Source organism: Rhabdothermus arcticus (assembly GCF_055382915.1).
Genome location: NZ_AP043808.1, coordinates 1,690,460 through 1,709,154 on the forward strand (window position 1 = coordinate 1,690,460; position 18,695 = coordinate 1,709,154).

14 protein-coding genes are annotated in these 18,695 nt (G+C 67.9%); 11 read left to right on the top strand and 3 right to left on the bottom strand.

Annotated elements, in window-relative coordinates:
* Positions 1-95: 95 nt before the first annotated feature.
* Genes rpoB through ACZ48Y_RS08920 form a run of 8 tightly spaced genes read left to right on the top strand, consistent with a single transcriptional unit; the run spans position 96 to position 11,604 of the window.
* Entirely contained in the window at positions 96-3,461 is a 3,366-nt protein-coding gene (gene rpoB / locus ACZ48Y_RS08885) for a DNA-directed RNA polymerase subunit beta (RefSeq protein ID WP_464740483.1), read from the top strand.
* 9 nt (positions 3,462-3,470) lie between these two features.
* Positions 3,471-8,033: a DNA-directed RNA polymerase subunit beta' gene (locus tag ACZ48Y_RS08890; RefSeq protein ID WP_464740485.1), complete on the top strand. Its 4,563-nt coding sequence runs from the start codon at positions 3,471-3,473 to the stop codon at positions 8,031-8,033.
* A gap of 3 nt (positions 8,034-8,036) precedes the next feature.
* Complete coding sequence (locus tag ACZ48Y_RS08895; RefSeq protein ID WP_464740487.1) at positions 8,037-8,609, top strand: class II aldolase/adducin family protein; 573 nt, start codon at positions 8,037-8,039, stop codon at positions 8,607-8,609.
* A complete protein-coding gene (locus ACZ48Y_RS08900) occupies positions 8,606-8,818 on the top strand; it encodes a hypothetical protein (RefSeq protein WP_464740489.1) in 213 nt (70 codons plus the stop codon). Before ACZ48Y_RS08895 ends, ACZ48Y_RS08900 begins: the two co-directional genes overlap by 4 nt.
* On the top strand, positions 8,788-9,648 hold the full coding sequence (locus tag ACZ48Y_RS08905; protein WP_464740491.1) for an alpha/beta fold hydrolase: 861 nt from the start codon (positions 8,788-8,790) through the stop codon (positions 9,646-9,648). The genes ACZ48Y_RS08900 and ACZ48Y_RS08905 overlap by 31 nt, the downstream gene beginning before the upstream one ends.
* A gap of 21 nt (positions 9,649-9,669) precedes the next feature.
* Entirely contained in the window at positions 9,670-10,359 is a 690-nt protein-coding gene (locus tag ACZ48Y_RS08910; protein WP_464740493.1) for a cytochrome c biogenesis CcdA family protein, read from the top strand.
* A 1-nt stretch (position 10,360) separates the two neighbouring features.
* The gene (locus ACZ48Y_RS08915) at positions 10,361-10,942 is read left to right on the top strand and encodes an ABC transporter ATP-binding protein (RefSeq protein ID WP_464740495.1); all 582 of its coding nucleotides are present in this window, start codon (positions 10,361-10,363) and stop codon (positions 10,940-10,942) included.
* Positions 10,939-11,604, top strand: a complete 666-nt coding sequence (locus ACZ48Y_RS08920; RefSeq protein ID WP_464740497.1) for a heme exporter protein CcmB — start codon at positions 10,939-10,941, stop codon at positions 11,602-11,604. The genes ACZ48Y_RS08915 and ACZ48Y_RS08920 overlap by 4 nt, the downstream gene beginning before the upstream one ends.
* Here the strand turns inward: ACZ48Y_RS08920 and ACZ48Y_RS08925 are convergent.
* The 3 genes from ACZ48Y_RS08925 to ACZ48Y_RS08935 form a co-directional block, all read right to left on the bottom strand.
* Positions 11,533-12,177, bottom strand: coding sequence for a hypothetical protein (locus ACZ48Y_RS08925; RefSeq protein ID WP_464740499.1), 645 nt, complete (start codon positions 12,175-12,177; stop codon positions 11,533-11,535). The two genes, ACZ48Y_RS08920 and ACZ48Y_RS08925, sit on opposite strands and share 72 nt — an antisense overlap.
* Positions 12,164-12,919, bottom strand: coding sequence for a tetratricopeptide repeat protein (locus tag ACZ48Y_RS08930; RefSeq protein WP_464740501.1), 756 nt, complete (start codon positions 12,917-12,919; stop codon positions 12,164-12,166). Before ACZ48Y_RS08930 ends, ACZ48Y_RS08925 begins: the two co-directional genes overlap by 14 nt.
* Before the next feature lie 63 nt (positions 12,920-12,982).
* On the bottom strand, positions 12,983-15,352 hold the full coding sequence (locus tag ACZ48Y_RS08935) for a cytochrome C (RefSeq protein ID WP_464740503.1): 2,370 nt from the start codon (positions 15,350-15,352) through the stop codon (positions 12,983-12,985).
* A 146-nt stretch (positions 15,353-15,498) separates the two neighbouring features.
* Between ACZ48Y_RS08935 and ccsA the strand changes: the two genes are divergently transcribed.
* The 3 genes from ccsA (at position 15,499) to ACZ48Y_RS08950 (ending at position 18,647) form a co-directional block, all read left to right on the top strand.
* Positions 15,499-16,188, top strand: a complete 690-nt coding sequence (ccsA, locus tag ACZ48Y_RS08940) for a cytochrome c biogenesis protein CcsA (protein ID WP_464740505.1) — start codon at positions 15,499-15,501, stop codon at positions 16,186-16,188.
* A 93-nt stretch (positions 16,189-16,281) separates the two neighbouring features.
* The gene (gene ccmE / locus ACZ48Y_RS08945; RefSeq protein WP_464740507.1) at positions 16,282-16,710 is read left to right on the top strand and encodes a cytochrome c maturation protein CcmE; all 429 of its coding nucleotides are present in this window, start codon (positions 16,282-16,284) and stop codon (positions 16,708-16,710) included.
* Positions 16,707-18,647, top strand: a complete 1,941-nt coding sequence (locus ACZ48Y_RS08950; protein ID WP_464740509.1) for a heme lyase CcmF/NrfE family subunit — start codon at positions 16,707-16,709, stop codon at positions 18,645-18,647. The genes ccmE and ACZ48Y_RS08950 overlap by 4 nt, the downstream gene beginning before the upstream one ends.
* Positions 18,648-18,695: the final 48 nt, after the last annotated feature.

An 18,695-nucleotide genomic window follows, 5' to 3' on the forward strand; every position in this document is an offset into this window, starting at 1 on the left:
GCGGGTCACTGGCTCGCCGTCCCACCGGGTGTGCGTTTTTCGGGGTCGCCGGGCAGCCTTGCCCGGCCCCCCTCCTTCGCTAAAAAGAGGTGATCATGGCAGACGTCAAACGGTTCGGAAGGATCCGCGAGGTCATTCCCCTTCCGCCGCTGCTGCAAATCCAGGTTGATTCTTTTAAAAACGCTTTGCAACTCGACACGCCGCCCTCGAAGCGGGCCCACTTCGGTCTCCAGGCGGCGTTCCGCGAGGTCTTTCCCATCGAGGAGGGCGGGATGGTCCTCGACTTTCTCGAGTACCGCCTCCTCGACCCCCCTTTCGACCCCGAGGAGTGCCAGGAAAAGGACCTGACCTACCAGGCCCCACTCTACGCCAAGCTCCAGCTTATCCATAAGGACACCGGGCTGATCAAGGAGGACGAGGTCTTCCTCGGCGACATCCCGCTGATGACCGCCGACGGCTCGTTCATCATCAACGGCGTCGAGCGGGTGATCATCTCCCAGATCCACCGCTCCCCCGGGGTCTACTTCACCGAGGACGAGCAAAAGCCCGGCCGCTACGTGGCCTCGCTCATCCCGCTGCCCAAGCGGGGCCCCTGGATCGACCTGGAGTTCGACAACCAGGGGGTCCTGATCATGCGCGTCAACCGGCGCAAGTTCCCGGTGGCGCTCCTCTTGCGCGTTCTGGGCCACGACGAAAAGAGCCTGAAGCGCCACTTCAAGAAGTTCGGGGACGCCGCCAAGGGGCTCTTCGACGAGGAGATTTTGGCGATGACCCCGGACCGGGCGCTCTTGAAGCTCTTCACCATCCTGCGCCCCGGTGACCCGCCGAAGCGGGACAAGGCGACCAACTACCTCTACTCCCTCCTCGCCGACCCCCGCCGCTACGACCTCGGCGAGCCCGGCAAGTACAAGGTGGAGAAGAAGCTCGGGGTGAAGATGAAGGGCCGCACCCTCCTGCTCTTCGAGAAGGGGGCGTTCAAGGACCAGGCCCTGGTGCCCACGATCAAGTACCTGCTGGGCCTGACCGCCGGGCTCGAGGGCTTCGAGGTCGACGACATCGACCACCTCGGCAACCGCCGCATCCGCACCGTCGGCGAGCTCTTCGCCGATCACTTCCGGGTGGGGCTGGGGCGGATGGCCCGGGGGGTACGCGAGCGGATGATCCTCGGCACCCCGGAGACCGCGACCCCGGCCAAGCTGATCAACAACCGCTCCCTGGCCGCGGCGATCCGCGAGTTCTTCGGGCGCAGCCAGCTCTCCCAGTTCAAGGACCAGACCAACCCCCTTTCCGAGATCCGCCACAAGCGGCGCATCTCCGCCCTCGGCCCCGGCGGGCTGACCCGCGAGCGCGCGGGCTTCGACGTCCGCGACGTGCACCGCACCCACTACGGCCGTCTCTGCCCGATCGAGACCCCGGAAGGGGCCAACATCGGGCTGATCAACTCCCTCGCGGCCTACGGTCAGATCAACGACCTCGGCTTTATCATGGCCCCCTACCGCCGGGCCAAGGACGGCGTGGTCAGCTCCGATCCCAAGGACGTCGTCTACATGACCGCCGACGAGGAGGACAAGTACGTCATCGCCCAGGCCAACACCCCCCTGGACGAGAACGGGCGGATCGCGGTCGAGAAGGTGGTGGCCCGCAAGAAGGGCGAGCCGGTGCTGGTGCGGCCCGAAGAGGTCGAGTTCATGGACGTCAGCCCCAAGCAGGTCTTCTCGGTCAACACCAACCTCATCCCCTTCCTCGAGCACGACGACGCCAACCGCGCGCTGATGGGCTCGAACATGCAGGCCCAGGCGGTGCCCCTGATCCGCGCCGACGCCCCGGTGGTGGGCACCGGGATCGAGGAGCGGGTGATCCGCGACTCGATGACCAGCGTCTTCTCCGACATCGACGGGGTGGTGCGCTACGTCGACGGCAACCGCATCGAGGTCGAGGCGGAGAACGGCAACGTCGTCACCTACACCCTGCGCCGCTTCACCCGCTTGAACCAGGGGACGACGCTCGACCAGCGCCCCCGGGTGCGGGTCGGGCAGAAGGTGAAGCGCGGCGACCTCCTCGCCGACGGCCCCGCCGCCGAGGAGGGGCGGCTCGCCTTGGGGCAGAACGTCCTGGTCGCGATCATGCCCTTTGACGGCTACAACTTCGAGGACGCGATTATCATCAGCGAGGACCTGGTGCGCCGCGACTACTACACCTCGATCCACATAGAGCGCTACGAGATCGAGGCCCGCCAGACCAAGCTGGGTCCGGAGAAGATCACCCGCGACATTCCCAACCTCTCCGAGGCCGCGCTGCGCGACCTCGACGAGGACGGGGTGGTGCGCATCGGCGCCGAGGTCAAGCCCGGCGACATCCTGGTCGGGCGCACCAGCTTCAAGGGCGAGACCGAGCCCTCCCCGGAGGAGCGGCTGCTGCGCTCGATCTTCGGGGAGAAGGCCCGCGACGTCAAGGACACCTCGCTGCGCGTCCCCCCCGGTGAGGGCGGGATCGTGGTGCGCACCGTGCGCCTCAAGCGCGGGGACCGGGGCGTCGAGCTCAAGCCCGGGGTCCTCGAGGTGGTGCGCGTCTACGTCGCGCAAAAGCGCAAGATCCAGGTCGGCGACAAGCTCGCCAACCGCCACGGGAACAAGGGCGTGGTGGCCAAGATCCTTCCCCCGGAGGACATGCCCCACCTGCCCGACGGCACCCCGGTGGAGGTCGTCTTCAACCCCCTCGGCGTCCCCAGCCGCATGAACCTGGGCCAGATCCTGGAGACCCACCTCGGTTTGGCGGCGCGGGAGCTCGGCCTCAAGTTCGTCACCCCGATCTTCGACGGGGCCACCGAGGAGGAGATCAAGGCCCACCTGGCCGAGGCCTTTGAGCGCCGCAAGGCCGAGCGCGCGCGGCTCGGTCAGGGGGTGGACAAGCGGGAGAAGGAGGTCCTCGACCGGGCCGCTAAGCTGCGCTTGGTGGACCCCGAGAAGTCCCCGGAAGACCAGCTCAAGGAGCTCTTCACCCAGGGCAAGATGGTCCTCTACGACGGGCGCACCGGCGAGCCGATCGAGGGCCCGATCGTGGTCGGGCTGATGTACGTGATGAAGCTCTACCACATGGTCGAGGACAAGATGCACGCCCGCTCCACCGGCCCCTACTCGCTGATCACCCAGCAGCCCCTGGGCGGTAAGGCCCAGTTCGGCGGCCCGCGCTTCGGCGAGATGGAGGTCTGGGCGCTCGAGGCCTACGGCGCCGCGCACACCCTGCAGGAGATGCTCACCGTCAAGTCCGACGACATCGAGGGCCGTTCCGCGGCCTACGAGGCGATCATCAAGGGGCAGGACATCCCCACTCCGAGCGTCCCCGAGTCCTTCCGGGTGCTGGTCAAGGAGCTCCAGGCCCTGGGCCTGGACGTCGAGACCCTCGACGACGAGGGGCGGCTGATCGACATCTTTGAGGGCCTGGCCTCGAAGTCGAAGCGATAAGGAGAGCGCATGAAGAGGGAAGTTCGCAAGGTCAAGATCGCCATCGCCAGCCCGGAGAAGATCCTGAGCTGGTCCTATGGCGAGGTCACCAAGCCGGAGACGATCAACTACCGCACGCTCAAGCCCGAGCGGGACGGGTTGTTCGACGAGCGCATCTTCGGCCCGGTCAAGGACTACGAGTGCGCCTGCGGCAAGTACAAGCGCCAGCGCTTCGAGGGCAAGGTTTGCGAGCGCTGCGGCGTCGAGGTCACCAAGTCGATCGTCCGCCGCTACCGCATGGGCCATATCTCCCTGGCCACCCCGGCGACCCACATCTGGTACGTCAAGGACGTTCCCAGCAAGGTCGGCGCGCTCTTGAACCTGACCGCCGCCGAGCTCGAGCAGGTGCTCTACTTCGCCAAGTACATCGTCATCGATCCCGCCGGGGCGGTGCTCGATGGCGAGCCGGTCAAGCGCGGCCAGCTGCTCTCCGACGAGCAGTACCGCGAGCTCAAGTTCGGGCGCCAGGAGACCTACAGCATCCCCAAGGGGGTGGACGCGCTGGTCCCCGACGGGGCCTACGTGACCAAGGGCCAGGAGCTGGCCCCCGGGGTCAAGTCCAAGATCGACGGGGTGGCCTTCTACCGCTTCCCCCGCAAGCTCGTCGTCGAGTACCTGGAGCGCGACCGGGCGCACCTGATCCTCCCCGCCGAGGCCTGGGTCGAGGCCGAAGCCTACCGGGGCGGCGAGGTCATCGCCGAGCTCGAGGAGGCCTTCGAGCTGACCGCCGAGGAGGGCGGGGTCGTCGAGCTCGTCGAGGTCGGCGAGGGGGCGGTGCTGCGCCTTCGCGACCCGGAGAAGGAGGAGGTCGTCGCGGTCTACCTGATCCCGGCGGGGATGACCCTCGCGGTCGGGGCCGGGGAGATCGTCGAGCCGGGCGCGGTCCTGGCCCGGGGTGAGGGCGAGCTGCGGCTTCCCCAGGGGCTCTCGGTCGAGGAGGTCGAGGCCGAGGAGGAGAACGGCCGCGTCTACCTCTCGATGACCGTGGTCTGGAAGCGGGAGAAGGCCTACGAGGTCGACCCTCACATGCACGTCTTGGTCCCCGAGGGGGCGCGCGTCGAGAAAGGGGAGAAGCTCGTCGGGGCCATTGACCCCGAGGAGGAGATCTACGCCGAGGCCGAGGGGATCGTGCACCTCAGGGAGCCGGCCTCGATCGTGGTGATGAAGGCCCGGGTCTACCCCTTCGAGGACGACGTCGAGGTGACCAACGGCGACCGCGTCGCCCCCGGCGACGTCCTCGCCGACGGCGGCCGGGTAAAGAGCGAGATCTACGGCCGGGTCGAGGTGGACCTGGTGCGGCAGGTGGTGCGGGTCATCGAGTCCTACGACATCGACGCCCGTATGGGGGCCGAGGCGATCCTGGTGCTCTTGAAGGAGCTCGACCTCGACGCCCTGGAGAGCGAGCTCGAGGCCGAGATGCAAAGCCCCTCGCGGGCCAAGCGGGCGAAAGCGCGCAAGCGCCTGGAGGTGGTGCGGGCGTTCAAGGACTCCGGGAACCGGCCGGAATGGATGGTCCTCGAGGTCGTCCCGGTCCTGCCCCCGGACCTGCGGCCGATGGTCCAGGTCGACGGCGGGCGGTTCGCCACCAGCGACCTCAACGACCTCTACCGCCGCCTGATCAACCGCAACAACCGCTTGAAGAAACTCCTCTCCCAGGGCGCCCCGGAGATGATCATCCGCAACGAGAAGCGGATGCTCCAGGAGGCGGTGGACGCGTTGATCGACAACGGCCGCCGCGGTAGCCCGGTGACCAACCCCGGCTCGGACCGGCCGCTGCGCTCCTTGACCGACATCCTCTCGGGCAAGCAGGGCCGCTTCCGCCAGAACCTCCTCGGCAAGCGCGTCGACTACTCGGGCCGCTCGGTGATCGTCGTCGGGCCCCAGCTCAAGCTGCACCAGACCGGCCTGCCCAAGCAGATGGCGCTCGAGCTCTTCAAGCCCTACCTGCTCAAGAAGATGGAGGAAAAGGGCATCGCCGCCAACGTCAAGGCCGCGCGGCGCATGCTCGAGCGCTCCCGGGACATCAAGGACGAGGTCTGGGACGCGTTGGAGGAGGTCATCCACGGCAAGGTGGTGCTCTTGAACCGGGCCCCGACCCTGCACCGGCTGGGCATCCAGGCCTTCCACCCGGTCCTCGTCGAGGGCAACTCGATCCAGCTCCACCCGCTGGTCTGCGAGGCCTTCAACGCCGACTTCGACGGGGACCAGATGGCGGTGCACCTGCCGCTCTCCCTGGCCGCCCAGGCCGAGAGCCGCATCCAGATGCTCTCCGCCCACAACCTCCTCTCCCCGGCCTCCGGCGACCCCATCGCCAAGCCCAGCCGGGACATCATCCTGGGCCTTTACTACATCACCCAGGTGCGCCGCGAGCGCAAGGGGGCGGGGAAGCACTTTGCCAGCGAGGCAGAGGCGCTCAAGGCCTTCGAGGCCGGCGAGGTGGCGCTGAACGCGCCGATCCGAATCGGCGACCGGGAGACCACCGTCGGCCAGATCAAGTACGTCTTCGCCAACCTCGACGAGGCCCTGCTCGCGGTCGAGGAGGGGGTGATCGACCTCCAGGACCTGGTGACGATCCGCCTCGAAGGCGAGCTCAAGGCCACCAGCCCCGGCCGGGCGCTCTTTTACCGCATCGTCCAGGAGGCCCTGGCCGAGGCCGGCGCCGAGCTCCCCGAGGGCCTCTTGGACGTCGACCGGCCCCAGGAGAAGAACTCGCTTAAGGAGCTCGTCTACCAGGCCTTCGTCAAGCTGGGGATCGAGCGCACCGCGCGGCTCTTGGACACCCTGATGCAGGCTGGCTTCTACTACTCGACCGTCTCCGGGATCACGATCGGCATCGACGACGTGGTCATCCCACCGGAGAAGGAGGCGCTGCTCGCGGAGGGCGACCGCGCGGTGGAGAAGATCGAGTGGGCCTACAAGAAGGGCTTTTTGACCGAGGGCGAGCGCTACCAGGCGATCGTCAAGGTCTGGAGCGAGATCACCGACCGGGTGACCAAGGCGGTCTTTAAAAACTTCGAGGAGAACTACCCCTTCAACCCGCTGCACATCATGGCCCAGTCCGGGGCCCGGGGGAACCCCACCCAGATCCGCCAGCTCGCGGGGATGCGCGGCCTGATGCAAAAGCCCTCCGGCGAGGTCATCGAGATGCCGGTGAAGGCCAACTTCCGCGAGGGCCTGACCGTGCTCGAGTACTTCATCTCCACCCACGGCGCCCGCAAGGGTGGCGCGGACACCGCGCTGCGCACCGCGGACTCCGGCTACCTCACCCGCAAGCTGGTGGACGTGGCCCACGAGGTGATCGTGCGCGAGGCGGACTGCGGCACCACCGAGTACATCGAGGTCCCCCTCTTCGAGCGCGACGAGGTGACCGGGGAGCAGCGCCTGCGCCCGGGCAGCCACATCGAGCAGGGGCTCTACGGCCGCACCGTGGCCCGCGACTTCAGTGCCGGAAAGAAGACGTTCAAGGAGGGCCAGCTCCTGACCCACGAGGACGTCGCGGCGATCCTCGAGGCCGCCAAGGCCGGCGCGCTCGAGGCGGTCCCGGTCTACTCCCCGCTCACCTGCCGCACCCACTACGGTGTCTGCCAGAAGTGCTACGGGATGGACCTCTCGATGGTCCGTCCGGTGGCCATCGGGGAGTCGGTCGGGGTGGTCGCCGCCGAGTCCATCGGCGAGCCGGGCACCCAGCTCACGATGCGCACCTTCCACACCGGCGGCGTGGCCGGGGTGGACATCACCCTGGGCCTGCCCCGGGTCATCGAGCTCTTCGAGGCCCGCAAGCCCAAGCAGAAGGCGGTGATCGCCGAGATTGACGGGGTGGTGCGGGTCAAGGAAGAAGAGGACAAGTACCTCCTCATCGTCGAAGGCGACGGCTTCAAGAAGGAGTACAAGATCGACCGGACGCTGCGCCTCGCGGTTCGGGACGGCCAGTTCGTCGAGGCCGGCACCCCGCTGACCTGGGGCGCGGTGGACCCCCACCAGATCCTCGACGCCAAGGGCCCGGAGGCGGTGCAGCGCTACCTGGTCAACGAGGTCCAGCGCGTCTACCGCTCGCAAGGGGTGAAGCTCCACGACAAGCACATCGAGATCGTGGTGCGGCAGATGCTGAAGTACGTCGAGATCACCGACCCCGGCGATTCCCGGCTCTTGGAGGGGCAGGTGCTCGAGCGCTGGGACGTCGAGGCCCTGAACGAGCGGCTGATGGCCGAGGGCAAGACGCCGGCCTCCTGGAAGCCGGTGCTGATGGGGGTGACGAAGAGCGCGCTCTCGACCAAGTCCTGGCTCTCCGCGGCCAGCTTCCAGCACACCACCCACGTCCTCACCGAGGCCAGCATCCAGGCCAAGGTCGACGAGCTCATCGGCCTCAAGGAGAACGTCATCCTGGGCAAGCTGATCCCCGCGGGCACCGGCAACGACCACGTGCGCTTCACCCAGGTCGTCGACAAGCGCACCCTGGAGCGGCTCAAGGAGGCCCGCCGCGAGGCCGAGGCGGGGGTCGTGGCCCCGGCCAAGGAAGAGCGCCCGGGCCTTTAGGCGATGACCCCGTCGCCTGAGCTTCTGGCCGCGTTTCGCGCGGTGGGCGAGGACCTCTTCGCCCACCGCTTGATCGGCGGGGCCGCGGGCAACCTCTCGGCGCGCGCGGGGGAGGGGATCTGGATCACCCGAAGCGGCGCGCGAAAGCACCGGCTGGGCCCGGAGGACCTGCTCTACGTGCCCCTTGCCCCGGACCCCGAGCGCGACCGCGGGGCCTCGATCGAGCTCGCCTTGCACCGCGCGGTCTACCGGGCGACCGACGCCGGGGCGGTGGTGCACGCCCACCCGCGCACCGCGGTGGCGCTCTCGCTGGTGCTGGAGCGGATCGTGCCGCTGGACCTCGAGGGGCGGGTCTTCCTCGGCGAGGTGCCGGTGCTGGCCCCGGCCCGGGTCTCCGCCAGCCCGGAGGCGGCGGCGGCGATCGCCGATGCCATCCCCCATCACCCCGTGGTCCTGCTCAAAGGCCACGGGGCGTTCGCCCGGGGGCGCGACCTCGACGAGGCCTACGCGCGCATGAGCGCCCTCGAGGAGTCCGCCGAGGTGCTTTTGAACAAGCGACTCTGGGAGGGTGCGTGAAGAGCGTTTTCCTAAAGGGCGAGGCCGAGGCCCTCCTGGCGCTGGCCCGGGCCTTCCCCTACCCCTACCAGCTCTACGACGGCGAGGAGGCCCTCTTGGTGGTCTTCGCCGCTGGGCCGGACCTGATCGCCGAGGCCGAACGCCGTGGCGCGGAAGTTCGTATACTCTTGGAGGAAGCATGCGCGAGGAAATCCACTTCATCCCCGTAGGGGAGGCGGAGCTCTACGTCGAGGACGTGGGCGATCGGAACGCGCCGGTGCTGGTCACGGTGCACGGTGGCCCCGGGGGCTCGAGCTATCCCTTCCGGGCCGCGTTGGGGGAGGCGCTTGCCGATTACCGCGTCATCTACTACGACCAGCGCGGCGCGGGGCGCAGCCCGGCGCTTCCCGACGATCCCCGGCTCTTCACCATCGACGCCTTGGTCGAGGACATGGAGGACCTGCGCCAGGCCCTGGGGATCGAGCGCTGGACCCCGTTGGCCCAGGGCTTCGGGGCGGTGGTGGCGCTGGAGTACGCCCGCCGGTTTCCCGCGCAGGTGGAGGGGCTGATCCTGGTCGGTCCCTGGGTGCACTTCCCCTGGTTGGTCAAGCGGATGTGGCGGGCGGTCTTCGAGGCCGATCCCCCCGAGGACCCCAAGGCGGCGGTGGAGGCGCTCTTCGACCACACCACCCCCAAGGCGGTCTTCGACCGCTTGATGTTCCCCACCTCCCACGGCCGCATGCAGCACGAGTGGCTCCAGGACGGGGCCCAGCTCGTCCCCGACCATCAGGTCCTGCGGCTTTTCGCCTTCAACGGTCTCTTCTCCTTCGACTACACCCCCTACCTGGTGCGCCACCCCCACCGCCCCTTCGTCCTGGTCGGGGACCAAGACGGCACCAGCCACCCCGAGCAGGCGGAGGCGGTCGCCGACCTCACCGGGGGCGAGCTGCGGGTGCTTCCCGGTGCCGGGCACCACCCCTGGGTGGACGTCCCCGAGACCTTCCTGGGCGCGCTCTACGAGGCTTTGGACACGATCCACGCGTTTAGCGAGGACTCATGACCCCGGGGTAGAATCGCCCCGATGAGCCCTTCGGATCTGAACCTGATCGCCGCGTTCTTGGGGGGCATGGCCTCCTTTTTGCTTCCTTGCGTGCTGCCCCTCGTCCCCACCTACCTCCTCTACCTCTCCGGGGAGAAGGGGCGGCCGTTTTTCAACGCGGTCTTCTTCGTCCTCGGGTTCTCGGTGGTCTTCATCCTCATCTTCGGGCTTCCCACCACCCTGCTCGGGAACTGGCTCTTTTCCTACAAGGAGGTCCTGGCCCGCGTTGGCGGGGTGCTCTTTTTGCTCTTCGGGCTCTACATGCTGGGGGTGCGGCTTCCCTTCCCCGTCCTCTCCGCCGGCTCGGGGGCGGTCGCGGGCTACCGCGGCGACCCCTCGCGGCCGCTCGGGGCTTTCTTGCTGGGCCTGGTCCTGGCGCTCGGCTGGACCCCCTGCATCGGTCCGGTCCTCTCCCTGATCCTGGCTTTGGTCTTTAACGAGGGCGGGTTGTCCGGGCTCGTCTACCTCACCGCCTACACCGCCGGGCTCGCGGTGCCCTTCTTGCTGGTCGCCCTCTTCGCCGATCGCGCGGTGGCCTTCATCCGTAAGAACGCGCGCGTGGCCCAGCTGGTGGAGACGGTCTCCGGGGCGTTTTTGATGCTGGTCGGGGTCTTGATGCTGAGCGGGCTCTACACCCAGTTCAGCCACTACCTGGCCCGGTTCGGGGTATAGGGTGCTTCGCCTCGTCGATGTCTGGAAGCGCTTCGGCCGTGACTGGGTCCTCAAAGGGGTCGCCCTCGAGGTCGCCGCCGGGGAGGCGGTGGCCCTGCTCGGCCCGAACGGCGTCGGCAAGACCACCCTCCTGCGCGTCGCCGCCGGCCTGACCCGACCCCAGCGGGGCCGCGTCGAGGCCGTGGTGGGGCGCGAGGCGATGCTTTTTCTGGCCAACCCCCCCGCGTTCTACCGCCACCTCTCGGGGCTTGAAAACCTGCTCACCGGGAGCCTGCTCGCCAACCGCCCGGTCGGCGAGGCCGAGGCGCGGCGGGCCCTTGAAGCCCTTGGCCTGCCCCCGGAAAAACCGGTCGCCGCCTACTCCAGCGGCATGAAAAAGCGCCTGGCCCTGGCCCGGGCGCGGCTCCTGGCCCCCAGGCTGCTCTTGCTCGACGAGCCCGAGACCGCCCTCGACGAGGCCGGCCGGGCCGGGCTCTTGGACCTCATCGCGGCGGTCAAGGCCCGGGGCGGGGGCGTTTTGCTCGCCACCCACGACCGCGCCTTCGCGACGGCCGCCGCGGACCGCGAGGTGGTCCTTTCGTGAGGCGGGTCTGGGCGCTCGCCGTCCGCGACGTGAAGATCGAGTTCCGCAGCCGCGCGGGGCTCTTTTCCACCTTCTTCTTCCTCGGCGTGGTGCTCTTGATCCTGGGGTTCGCCCTGGGACCTGACCGGGACGCGCTTTCCCGGGCGGCGCCGGGCGTCCTCTGGGTGGCGCTGGCCTTCGCCGGCAGCCTGCTCGCGGGACGGGCGTGGGGGCTGGAGGTCGAGAACGGCACCCTGGATGAGCTCTTGCTTTTGCCGGGAAGCCGGGAGTGGCTTTACTGGGGGAAGTTTCTCTTCCTCTGGGTCCTGCTCGCCGGGCTCTCGCTCGTCGTGTTGATCCTGGTGGCGGGGATGTTCTACCTGCCGCTTCGGGCCTTTGCCGCGCTCTTGGTCACCCTGCTCCTCGGGATCACCGGCTACGCCGCGGTCTCGACCTTCTACGCCGGGCTGGTGGCGCGGCTGGCCACCGCCCAGCTGATCCTGCCGATCCTGGTCTTCTCCGTCGTGGTTCCGGTGATCCTGGCTTCGGTCAAGGCCACCTCGGCGCTGGCCGGGGGAGCGGCCCCAGCCGAGGTCTGGCCCTGGTGGCAGCTACTGATCGCCTTCGACGTGATCTACCTGACCGCCTCCAGCTTGCTCTTTCCCTTCGTCATCGAGGGCTGAGCCGGCCCGGTAAGCGAGCGCGGTCTGCGATGCCAGGACCGCTGTCTTGAGCGCGTCCGGATCGTCGGCGAGGAAGATCTGGTAGGCGTCGGCGCGGTCGTTTCGATGCATGCCCACGACCAGGGCATGGGCATAAGCCGCGAACGCGGGGTTCGGGGTAAAGACCCCAGCCCCCGCCCAGTCCGCCCGAAAGAGCCGCCATGCCTCGAGCGGAGGGTAGTCCTTCTCCCGATAGCGTCCGTTCGCCGAAAGCCGGGAAAGGAGGCTGGGAAAGACCAGGGAAAAGACGTGGTTGGGTTCGGGTGCCGAGGCGTGGGGATCCTCGTAATCCACCTTAATGCGTCGGATGGGGATCACCAGGTAGCGGATCTCGACGCCCGACCTGGGGTGTCGCACGCGGTAGGGATAGGCCAGGAGGGGGTTGGGCGCGGGTGCCAGCTCGATGTACCCCGCGGGCCGTTGATAGCGCATCCCGGCTTCCTCAAGCAGGTCGCGAAAGAAGGCCCAAGGGGTTGGGGCCGCGGCCAGGGCCAGCCCGAGCAGCATCGTCCAGATCGCGCTAGCGCGCCTCACCTTGCCAAGTCTCCATGAGCTGTTTCGCCTGGGCTTTCCAGCTTTCCTTCGGCGCCAGACTGAGGAAACGTTGGAGGTCGGCGAGCGCGGCCTCCACCTTGCCGAGCGCGTGATAGGCGACGGCGCGGTTGAAGTAAGGCCCGGGGGCCTTTGGGTCGATCGCGATGGCCTCGCTGAGGTCACGCACCGCGGCCGCGTAGTCGCCGGCCTCGAGGTAGAGCGTTCCGCGGTTGAAGCGGGCGGCCAGGAAATGGGGGTCGAGGGCCAGAGCACGGTTGAGATCGCCGAGCGCGCCCGCACGGTCTCCAAACGTGCGCTTCGCCAGGGCCCGGTTGGTGTAGACCCCGGGGTCCTCGCGGTACGCGAGGCTTTGCGTCAGATCGGCGATGGCCTTTTGGTGCTCGCCCAAGGCCAGGTAGAGGGCGCCGCGCACCGCGTACAGCACCGGGCTCTTTGGATGGGCTCGAAGGCCCTGGGCAAGCACGGAAAGCGCCTGGTCGATCTCTCCCCGGGCCTGGTGCATCAGCGCCACCTTGGCGATCGCGTCGGGGGAGAGGCCGCTATGGGCGTACTGGCTGCCGTGGGGCTTGACCGCCTTGGGATCCAGCGGACCGGCCGTTTCGCCGGGGGCCACGACCGGGACCCGTGGTGCGGTTTCGGTGGGCGCCCTTGAGCCTGACTTTGGCTTGCAACCGCCCGCCGCGAGCAGCAAGGTGAGGAGGATGACGAACCCGCCTCGCATCACGGGGCCTCCATGGGCGGGGGAAAGGCGGGAACGCCTGCCTTTCCCCCCGTGAGGGTCACCTTAGCGGCCGGATCGTTTCGCATATTCCAAAAGCATCTTGTGCATCACGTCGATGTGGGCGATGTCGTCGAGGGTGCCGGGGGTGCTGACCTTGGCCCAGAGCTCGGGGTTGGTCATCTCCTTGTGGCAGCCCATGCAGAGGCCGGTCCGGTCCATGCCGTCGCGCATCGCCTTAGGAAGCGCGCGGGAGAGGGGCCAGTGGTTGCCCACCGTCTGGACCTGGTATCCGGTCTTCTGGTCGACGATCACCGACCAATCCCACTTGAGGTCGGGGATCGCCGGGATTTGGACACGGTGGATCTTGGGGATGACTTTGCCGGTACGGGCGTCGATCAGGTCCTCGACGACGTCCTCCGCGTAGCGGGTTTGGAAGATACCCCCGTTGATGCCGTACCCCAGCGTCTTGGGGTTGTTGTGGCAGGACTCGCAGGAGCGCGCTTGCTTGAGCGCCGAGTGGGGCTGGGCCGGCGCCATGTCGATCGCCAGGGGGATGAACGGCTGGTCGAGCTGCTTGGCTTCGTCGGGGCTACGGGCGATGACGTTGTGGGCGATGGTTTCCCCGTCGCGGTCGATCACCGTGTAGACCACCTGGCAGCCCGGCATCAGGGGGGTGACCCGCCCTTCGCCGTTGATGCCCAAGATCGGATCCTCCCAGCGCAGATAGCTGCGGGACTCGCTGGCCTTGCCGGGGCGCTTCAGGCCGTGGGTGCCGAGCGGGCTTTCCGGGGTCTGCCCGGTCTCGTCGTGGGCGTTGCCGTTGGCCACCCAGTCGGTGTCCGACTTACCCCCCGAGTAGTCGACCTTGACGTGGCAGCCGTAGCACTGCGGCACCCAGGAGGCGTGGCAGGCGTAGCACTCGAGCGAATCGACGTGCTTTTGGACGCTGCTCATCGCCACCTTGGCGTCGGGCGTCTTCCACGCATCGCGGTCGTTGATCCACTTCAACACCGGCACCTCGAAGTCCGCCCCGGTGGCCGAGTGCAGGATCACCTTGTCGCCCTTCTTGACCACGTTGCCGAAGGGGTTGCCGCGCGCGGTGAGGAGGTAGCCGTCTTCGGCGGGGTACACGGTGGCAAACGCCTGGGTCTCCGGCAAGGGGGCCTTGGCGAGCCCCCGCGGGGTCTTCGGAAGGTCGCGCCCAAACTCCTCGGAGTAGCCAAGCGGCAGCTCCCAGGGCAGTTGCTCGGCGGTGCCGTGGCAGTCTTGGCACTCGACTTCGACCTGGGCCAAGGTGGTGGCGAAGATGTTGCCGTCACCGTGCATGTCGATCGTGGTATGGCAATCCTGACAGAGCATCCCGCCCTTGCCCGGCTCGCCCTGGTGGTGCACGTCGTCGGCGATGTAGAGGTAGGTCTTGGTGTGCAGCTTGGGCTGCTTGTTCCCCTTCTCGTCGTAGGGGGTGCCGTAGGGGAACTCCATCAAGCCCTGGAAGGTGACGCCGATGCGCTTGCCCCGGTTGTGGCAGGAGTTGCAGGTTTCGACCGGGATCCCGGAGTAGACGGTGTCGTGCACCTTGACCTTGGACTTGCGGGTGGCCTGGAGGGTGTGCACCAGCATGTGCCCCGGCTCGTCCTTGGGGATCGTCGGGTCCTCGCCCTCGTAGAAACCGTCGTTGGAATAGGGGATGTGGCAGGCGGAGCAACCCATGCCACGGTAGTCGCCGCGTTTTTCCCGCCCCTTCACCCCCACGTGGCAGCGCTGGCACTGCTGGCGCTGGTAGGTGATCGCGGCGAGCTTGGGATCCTTTTCAATCTCTTCAACCGAGGGGCTGGGGATCTCGTCGAGGGCGTCGGGCAGGACCTGGGGATAGCGCGCCTTGAGGGCTTGCATGTAAGCCTTGTAGGCCTCGGTGCCCACCGCGGGGACCGGTCCGTCGGTGTCCTTGACCGCGTAGTTGCCATAGGGGGTTTGGCCATCCCAGGTTTCCGGAAAACCCCAGGTGTGCAGGTTGCCCTGAATCTTTCCCGCCTCGGTCTGCATCAGCGAGAGGTTGAGGCGGTAGGCGTAGCCCGCGTGGCACTGCCCGCAGGTATGCTCGGCGATCCAGATCGAGCCGGGGTCCGGGTAGAAGGTCTTGGGGCCGCGCCCTTGCTTGAACAACGCCGGCGCCCCTTGGTGGGCCTCCTCTTTGGTGGCCCCTCGAGGGTTGCCCCCGTGGCAGACGGTACAGCCGGTGGGGTCGCCGGCCGCGGTGCCCAGGGCCTGGATCTGGCGCATCATGCCCGATGCTGGGTCGCGGATCGCCTCGATGCCCCGGTGGCAGCTCAAGCACCCCGTCTGGGCTGCGGTGTTTGGCGCCTCGTTGGCCTGGGCGAACGCCGCGCCCCAGAGTATCAGAAGGGGCGCCAGGGCCCATACCATGCTTCGCATACCTATCACCACCTTGTCCTTGGGGGCGCGAGCCCCTCATGGAGTTCTCAGCAATTAGACCACGACCGGGGAGGGATAAATGTCCCCGGGAACCCTGAAGCGGCTCTCATACCTCCCAAAGGGGAAGTGCTAGGCTTGGGCTTGACATGACCCGCCCGGAACGACGCCTCGACGCATGGACGCTGGCTTTCTTGGGGCTTGGTTTCGCGCTCCTCCTGGTGGGGCTTTGGTTCGCGCTGACGGCGCCGCCCGATCGGGATCAGGGCTACCTGGTGCGCATCCTCTACGTGCACGTGGCCTCCGCCTGGACCGGCTACCTGGCCTTCATCCTGGCCGGGGTCTTCGCGCTCTTCTTTTTGGTGCGCAACGACCTGCGTTGGGACCGGCTCTCCGCGGCGAGCGCCGAGCTCGGGCTTTGGCTTTCGCTTTTGATGGTCCTCGGGGGGATGATGTGGGCCCGGCCCACCTGGGGGGTCTACTGGGTCTGGGAGCCCCGGCTGACCTCGGTCGCGGTGATGATCGCGGTCTACGCCGGCTACTTCCTCTTGCGCCAGGCCATCGAGGATCCCGAGCTGCGCGCCAAGGCCGCCGCGGCGGTGGCCATCCTGGGGGTGATCAACATCCCGATCACCTACATGTCGGTTTACTGGTGGCGCTCGATCCACCAGACGGCCTCGGTGGACGTGATCAACCGCCGGGTTCACATGGCCCCGGAGATGCTCACCGCGTTGCTGGTCAACCTCTTCGCCTTCACCCTCATCTACCTGGGGTTTTTGCGCCTGAAGGCAAAGATTGCCGCCCTGGAGGCGGCCAAGGAGGACGCCGATGGTTTCTAATGGGATCTTCGTCACCGTGGTCTACCTCGCCACCTACGGCTTTTTGGTCGGCTACCTCGGCTACCTGATCTGGCGCTACCGGAGGGCCGCGCAATGAAGTGGAAGTACCTCATCGGGGCGCTGATCATCCTGGGGGCGATCGGCTACCTGATCTTCGGCGGCCTCAGCCAGAGCCTGACCTACTTCATCACCCCCAGCGAGTACTACCAGAACCCGGCCAAGTATGCGAACAAGCGGGTGCGCCTGGGGGGGCTGGTCAAGCCTGGAAGCGTCCGCTACGACCCCAAGACCCTGGACCTGGCCTTCGTCCTCACCGACGGCGTCGCCGAGGTCCCGGTCAAGCACCACGGCACCCCGCCGGCGCTCTTCAGGGAGCGGCAGGGGGTGGTCGTCGAGGGGCGCTTTGACGGGAAGACCTTCCTCGGGGACACCCTCCTCGTCAAGCACTCCGAGACCTACCAGCCGCCCAAGAAGGGCTACACCCCCGAAGAGGTGCGCAAGCTCATCAAGGAGGCGCAATGACCCCGGGCGTCCTGGGTCAGGTGGGGCTGGTCTTCGCGCTGGCCTTCGCCCTTTTGGGGCTGGGCCTGGCGGGCTACGCCTGGTGGGCGAAGGACGGCCGCTTCGTGGAGGCCGCACGGCGCGCCGCGCTGCTCTCCCTCCTGGGAGCGTTCGCTGCCTTCGCGGCGCTGGAGTGGGCGCTTTTGACCGACGATTTCTCGATCGTCTACACCGCCAAGAACCACTCGACCCTGAGCCCCACCTGGGTAAAGTTCGCCACCCTCTGGGCGGCGCTCGAGGGCTCGATCTTGCTCTGGGCCACCCTCCAGGCGCTCTACACCTGGCTCGCCGCGCGCCGCCTCAAGGACTACTGGATGGCCCCGGGGGTGCTCGCGGTCCTCTTCGGCATCCAGATCTTCTTCTTTGGGGTGATGCTCTTCGTCACCAACCCCTTCCTCCCGGTGCCCAACCCGCCGAGCGAGGGACCGGGGCCGAACCCGCTCTTGCAAAACCACTGGATGATGGCGGTGCACCCGGTGCTGATGTACCTGGGCTTCGTGGGCATCAGCGTCCCCTTTGCCCACGCGGTGGCGGCGATGCTGGCCCGGCGCTACCAGTCCTGGATCCAGACCACCCGCTGGTGGACGCTCGTCGCCTTTGGCTTCCTCACCCTGGCGATCTTCGCCGGGGGCTGGTGGAGCTACGAGGTGCTGGGTTGGGGCGGCTACTGGGGCTGGGACCCGGTGGAGAACGCTTCCTTCATCCCCTGGCTTTTGCTCGCGGCCTTCTTGCACACCGCCCTGGTCCAAGAGCGTAAGGGGCTCTTCAAATCCTGGAACTTCGCCTTCGTCACCCTGGCCTTCGCGGCCACCGTCTTCGGCACTTTCCTCACCCGCTCGGGGGTCGTGCAGTCGGTCCACGCCTTCGCCGAGGGGGCGGTGGGGCCGGTCTTCCTGGGCTTCTTCTTGCTCGTGTTGCTGCTCGGCTTCGGCCTCCTCGGCAGGGTCTCCAGCGAGGTCCGCGACGTCGGCGGAGTGCGCCTTCTCTCCCGCGAGGGGCTCTTGCTCGGCGGGGCGCTGGTCTTTTCCACGATGGCCTTCGTCGTGGTCTTGGGCACGCTCTACCCGCTTTTGGTCGAGGCCCTGACCGGAGACAAGGTCTCGGTGGGGGCACCCTTCTTCAACAGCGTCTTCGCGCCCTTGGGGGCGGCGCTCTTGCTCTTGATGGGGGCCGGGCCGGTCCTGCCCTGGGGCCGGGCCGACGCTTGGGCCAAGCGGACCCTGGCCGGGATGGGCCTCGCCCTTTTCCTCGGGGCCATCGTGGCGCTCGTCCTCGGGGCCACGCCTGGCGTCGCGCTCGGGGTGGGGCTGTTCGCCTACAACCTGGCCTCCGCCCTGGCGCAGGTGGGGCGGGCGGTTGCCGCCCGCCGCCGGCGGGGCTGGGGCGAGGCGTTCGCCGGCTACCTGGTCCAGGGGCGGCGCCACGCTGGCGCCCAGCTGGTGCACCTTGGGGTGGCCCTGGCGGCGCTGGCCATCGTCTTCTCCCAGGCCTACCGGGTGGACGTGCAAAAGACCCTGGAGATCGGCGAGACCGCCCGCCTGGCGGGCCTCCCGGTGCGCCTTGAGCGGCTGCACGCCTTTGACGAGGGCTACCGCTTCGTCGTCGAGGCGGTGGTCGAGGCCGAAGGGGTGGGTACTTTCCGCCCCCGGCTCAACTACTACAAGACGATGAACGCCCCCCTGGCCGCGCCCAGCGTGCGCTACGGGCCGTTGCAGGATTACTACTTCATCCTCCAGGCCTTCGATCAGGACGCGGGCAAGTGGGCCACGTTGCGGCTGGTGCTGACCCCGATGGTCTACTGGCTCTGGGTCGCTGGTGGGGTGATCGCGCTGGGGATCGTCTACATGATGCTCCCCCTCGGCCGGACGGCGACGCGTCGGCGGGAGGTGACGACGTGAACCTCTGGCGGCTTTTAGGCCTCCTTTCGATTCTGCTCCTTGGGGGGC

What these genes read in the sequence shown, in the direction of transcription:
- rpoB (WP_464740483.1), top strand. Translation starts at nt 96, where the DNA reads ATGGCAGACGTCAAACGGTTCGGAAGGATCCGCGAGGTCATTCCCCTT.
- ACZ48Y_RS08890 (WP_464740485.1), top strand. Translation starts at nt 3,471, where the DNA reads ATGAAGAGGGAAGTTCGCAAGGTCAAGATCGCCATCGCCAGCCCGGAG.
- ACZ48Y_RS08895 (WP_464740487.1), top strand. Translation starts at nt 8,037, where the DNA reads ATGACCCCGTCGCCTGAGCTTCTGGCCGCGTTTCGCGCGGTGGGCGAG.
- ACZ48Y_RS08905 (WP_464740491.1), top strand. Translation starts at nt 8,788, where the DNA reads ATGCGCGAGGAAATCCACTTCATCCCCGTAGGGGAGGCGGAGCTCTAC.
- ACZ48Y_RS08910 (WP_464740493.1), top strand. Translation starts at nt 9,670, where the DNA reads ATGAGCCCTTCGGATCTGAACCTGATCGCCGCGTTCTTGGGGGGCATG.
- ACZ48Y_RS08930 (WP_464740501.1), bottom strand. Translation starts at nt 12,919, where the DNA reads ATGCGAGGCGGGTTCGTCATCCTCCTCACCTTGCTGCTCGCGGCGGGC.
- ACZ48Y_RS08935 (WP_464740503.1), bottom strand. Translation starts at nt 15,352, where the DNA reads ATGCGAAGCATGGTATGGGCCCTGGCGCCCCTTCTGATACTCTGGGGC.
- ccsA (WP_464740505.1), top strand. Translation starts at nt 15,499, where the DNA reads ATGACCCGCCCGGAACGACGCCTCGACGCATGGACGCTGGCTTTCTTG.
- ccmE (WP_464740507.1), top strand. Translation starts at nt 16,282, where the DNA reads ATGAAGTGGAAGTACCTCATCGGGGCGCTGATCATCCTGGGGGCGATC.
- ACZ48Y_RS08950 (WP_464740509.1), top strand. Translation starts at nt 16,707, where the DNA reads ATGACCCCGGGCGTCCTGGGTCAGGTGGGGCTGGTCTTCGCGCTGGCC.